A 3,684-nucleotide genomic window follows, 5' to 3' on the forward strand; every position below is an offset into this window, starting at 1 on the left:
TGTCTGGCCGTCGACAGTCGCGTTCAGTGCAAGGATCACTTCGCGCGTGTCTTCATCACGCACCCGCGCCACAAGTGCGGGGATGCGCAACGCATCCGGACCGACGGCATCAAGGGCGGAGAGTGTTCCGCCCAGCACATGAAACCGGCCTTTGAAGGCGTGGCCGCGTTCCATCGCCCACAGATCGGCGACATCTTCGACGACGCAGATTTCCCCTGTTGCGCGGCGGTCATCGCTGCAAATATCGCAAAGCTCTGCCCCGCCGATATTGCCGCAGACCCGGCAATCGCGGGCCGTCTCTGCAACCTCGGCCATCAGTCGTGCCAAGGGCACCATCACCGCGCCGCGCTTTTTCAGCAGCATCAACACCGCGCGCCGCGCCGACCGTGGCCCAAGCCCTGGCAATCGTGCCATCAGGTCGATCAGATGCTCAATATCGCGCGGGGCGTTGGCCATGGGTCAGAACGGCAGTTTCATGCCCGGCGGCAGGCCCAGACCTTCGGTCAGCTTGCCCATTTCCGCCTGTGACCGCTCGCTGGCTTTCGACTGTGCGTCCTTGATCGCAGCAAGGATCAGGTCTTCCACCACTTCCTTTTCCGAGGCGACAAAGATCGAAGGATCAATTTCCAACCCGGTCAACTCGCCTTTGGCCGTCGCACGCGCCCGCACAAGGCCCGCGCCGCTTTCGCCGATCACCACAATCCGCTCCAACCCGTCCTGAACCTCGGCGAGTTTGCCTTGCATTTCCTGCGCGGCTTTCATCATCTTGGCCATATCGCCAAGCCCGCCTAGACCTTTCAGCATCATGCAATCTCCAATTTGACTATCTGTGACCTAAGGTTTTGCGCTGATGGCTTCAACCCTCCTCAAACGGGTCCCATTCATCTTCGACCTCTGGCAGAGCGTCAAAGGCAGCTTCCGTTTCCGGCTGACGCATTTCTGCGATCTTCGCACCCGGAAACGCCGCGAACACCGCTTGAACCAACGGGTTCTCCATCGCTTTCGCCTCTGCCGCCAGCCGGTCCTTGTCCTGCTCCTCCGCCAGTGTCGCGCCGCCGCCGGTGTTGACCACGCTTACCGCCCAACGCGCACCGGTCCACCCTTGGAGCCGTGCGGAAAGCCGGGCCGCAAGGTCACGCGGGGCTTTCACCGTCGGTTCGAATTCGATCCGACCGGGGGCGTATTTTGCCAGCCGCAGGTTGGTTTCCACTTCCACCAGCAGGGTCATATCCCGCCGCTCCCGGATCAGGTCAACGACATGCTGGAAGGTGATGTAGCTTTCCAGCACACCGGGGGCCAACACCAGCGCCGTGGCTTGCCCGCCCTGCATTGTCGGGCCATGTGTGGGCAAATGAACCGCCCCCACCGCCGGGCCATGCAGGCGTGTGGTGGCATGAACAGCGCCGCCTCCGCCGCCCGCAGGTGCGCCACCATGAACGGGGCGGGGGGAGGAGCTTTGCAGCTTGCGGATCAGGCTTTCGGGGTCGGGCAGATCGGCCACATGGGTCAGGCGGATCACAGCCATTTCCGCCGCCATCATCGCGTTGGGGGCCAGCGCCACCTCCTCCAGTGCTTTCAACAGCATCTGCCACATCCGCGTCAGAACCCGCATCGGCAATCGGCCTGACATATCCAGCCCACGCTTGCGCTCATCCGGCGGCGTCGTCGGGTCTTCGGCAGCCTCCGGTGTGATTTTGATTACAGACAGCCAATGGGTGATTTCCGCCAGATCGCGCAACACTGCCATCGGGTCCGCGCCATCGGCATATTGGCCCGCAAGCTCCGTGAGTGCTGCCGCCGCATCACCGCGCACCACCATATCGAACAGGTCCAGCACCCGCCCGCGATCCGCAAGGCCCAGCATCGCGCGGACCTGATCAGCGGTGGTTTCCCCCGCGCCGTGGCTGATGGATTGGTCCAGCAGCGAGGTCGCATCGCGCGCCGAGCCTTCGGCCGCGCGCGTGATCAGCGCCAGCGCATCATCCGAAATCGACGCCCCTTCGCCGGTCGCAATCTTTTGCAGCAGGGCAATCATCACCTCCGGTTCAATCCGTTTCAGGTCGAACCGCTGGCAACGAGACAGAACGGTGACGGGCACCTTGCGAATTTCGGTGGTGGCAAAGATGAATTTCACATGCGGGGGCGGTTCCTCCAGCGTTTTCAGCAGGGCGTTAAAGGCGCTGGTCGACAACATATGCACTTCGTCGATGATATAGATTTTGTAGCGGGCAGAAGTGGCTCGGTAAGCCACCGAGGCGATGATTTCGCGGATGTCATCGACCCCGGTGCGGGAAGCGGCGTCCATTTCCATCACATCGACATGGCGCCCTTCCATGATGGATTTGCACTGATCGCAGACACCACAAGGTTCCGTCGTCGGCCCGCCTTTGCCATCGGGGCCGATGCAGTTCAGCCCCTTGGCGATGATCCGCGCGGTGGTGGTTTTGCCGGTCCCGCGAATACCGGTCATAATGAAGGCTTGCGCGATGCGGTCGGCGGCGAAGGCGTTTTTCAGGGTTCGGACCATGGCATCTTGCCCGACCAGATCGGCAAAGGTTTCGGGCCGGTATTTGCGGGCCAGAACCTGATAGACGGGGGCGGCGGTGTCAGGCATAGGATTCCCTTGGCTATGGCCCTTGGATTCGGGGTTGGCCATAGGGTAAGCACTTGGGCGAGGCGCGTCCAGCCGAAGCGGGATTTCGGCGTGAAGGTGTAAAAATGGCGTTTGAAATTGCAGAAATCGCCGTTGGCGGCGGGGTGCTGGGGCTTTGCGCCTTGCCGCAGGCGTCAGACCTGACGGCGTTGCAGGCTTGGCGCGCGGATTTGGTGCTGACATTGGTGGAGGGACCGGAGCTTGCCATGCTTTCGCCCGATCTGATTGATGTTTTCGCGGCGGCGGGAATCGCGCATTGTCATTTCCCGATTGCGGACTACGCCACCCCAAGAGGCGATTGGCGGATATTGGCGCTGAAACTGCATGCGCGTTTGGCCACAGGAAGCCGCATCGTGATCCATTGTCGCGGGGGGTGCGGGCGCACGGGAATGATTGCGCTGCGGCTGATGGTCGAGGCGGGGGAGGAGGCCGAACCGGCCGTGGCCCGTCTGCGCGCCGCGCGCCCTTGTGCAGTCGAAACCGAGGCGCAGATGGATTGGGCAACGCGCCCTGAAACTGCGACCTGAACCGCTACCGCTTTTTGTGCTTCTGCGCCGCCTTGTTTTGCTTGGCCAATGCCTTGCTTTTGGAGCGTTTGGTGATGCCGTAACCTTTGCCCATTGCCGCACCCGAACTTGCGGTGTTCACTGCGTCCTCGGCACTCAGCTTGCGCCAGCGGTCCAGCCGGTCTGCATCCACCGCGCCTGCAACAATAGCGGCTTGTACGGCGCAACCGGGTTCGCCTTCGTGCTTGCAGTCGCGGAATTTGCACTCTGCTGCAAGCTCGGTAATCTCGGCGAAGGTCACGTCGATCCCGCTGGCCGCGTCGGAAACGCCAAGGCCGCGGATGCCGGGTGTGTCGATAAGCCAACCGCCCGACGGCAAGGGATAAAGATGGCGCGCCGTTGTGGTGTGCCGCCCGCGCGCATCATCGTCGCGAACCGCCTGGGTCGCCGCGCCAATCCCGGTCAGCGCATTCGTCAACGTGGTTTTGCCAACCCCGGAGGAGCCGGATAGCGCCACGGTTTTTC

5 protein-coding genes are annotated in these 3,684 nt (G+C 62.6%); 1 reads left to right on the top strand and 4 read right to left on the bottom strand.

The genetic code is table 11. From position 1 onward, the window contains the following. The 3 genes from L0H65_RS16235 to L0H65_RS16245 form a co-directional block, all read right to left on the bottom strand. Window positions 1–456 (bottom strand): recombination mediator RecR (locus L0H65_RS16235; RefSeq protein WP_301460200.1); only part of this gene is annotated, 456 nt, incomplete at its 3' end. A 3-nt stretch (window positions 457–459) separates the two neighbouring features. Beyond that, the gene (locus tag L0H65_RS16240; protein ID WP_301460202.1) at window positions 460–804 is read right to left on the bottom strand and encodes a YbaB/EbfC family nucleoid-associated protein; all 345 of its coding nucleotides are present in this window, start codon (window positions 802–804) and stop codon (window positions 460–462) included. A gap of 52 nt (window positions 805–856) precedes the next feature. Beyond that, on the bottom strand, window positions 857–2,614 hold the full coding sequence (locus L0H65_RS16245) for a DNA polymerase III subunit gamma/tau (RefSeq protein ID WP_301460204.1): 1,758 nt from the start codon (window positions 2,612–2,614) through the stop codon (window positions 857–859). Window positions 2,615–2,718: 104 nt separating this feature from the next. Here L0H65_RS16245 and L0H65_RS16250 point away from each other — a divergent pair, with 104 nt between their 5' ends. Continuing rightward, the gene (locus L0H65_RS16250; protein ID WP_301460206.1) at window positions 2,719–3,180 is read left to right on the top strand and encodes a protein-tyrosine phosphatase family protein; all 462 of its coding nucleotides are present in this window, start codon (window positions 2,719–2,721) and stop codon (window positions 3,178–3,180) included. Between the two features lie 4 nt (window positions 3,181–3,184). On the opposite strand, the gene rsgA is transcribed toward L0H65_RS16250, so the two are convergent. Beyond that, a partial coding sequence (gene rsgA, locus L0H65_RS16255; RefSeq protein WP_301460208.1) for a ribosome small subunit-dependent GTPase A occupies window positions 3,185–3,684 on the bottom strand: 500 nt, incomplete at its 5' end.

Source organism: Pseudorhodobacter sp. (genome assembly GCF_030452865.1).
GTDB lineage: Bacteria > Pseudomonadota > Alphaproteobacteria > Rhodobacterales > Rhodobacteraceae > Pseudorhodobacter.